Origin of the sequence: Pseudomonas sp. SIMBA_067 (assembly GCF_046534675.1) — a bacterium.
GTDB lineage: Bacteria > Pseudomonadota > Gammaproteobacteria > Pseudomonadales > Pseudomonadaceae > Aquipseudomonas > Aquipseudomonas putida.
The window spans coordinates 1-247 of record NZ_JAWRYH010001068.1; the positions used below are offsets into that span (position 1 = coordinate 1).

The 247-nt window shown below is 56.3% G+C and carries 1 protein-coding gene; it reads left to right on the forward strand.

The features are described from left to right. Positions 1-2 precede the first annotated feature (2 nt). Positions 3-247 (forward strand): class II glutamine amidotransferase (locus SB765_RS32525; RefSeq protein ID WP_410932877.1); only part of this gene is annotated, 245 nt, incomplete at its 3' end.

The window sequence follows — 247 nt, forward strand, 5'->3', positions numbered from 1 at the left end:
GGATGAGCGCCAATGTTCCCACGGATATCTGTTTCAGCTTTACCGGTCTGGTTCAGCGTGGCGGCGGAACCGGGCCTCACAAAGATGGCTGGGGCATTACCTTCTACGAAGATAAAGGTTGTCGTACGTTTAAAGATCCGCTGCCAAGCTTTAACTCGCCGATTGCGCGTCTGGTGCAGGAGTATCCGATCAAATCGCATTCGGTGGTGGCGCACATCCGCCAGGCGAATCGCGGGCAGGTGTCGCT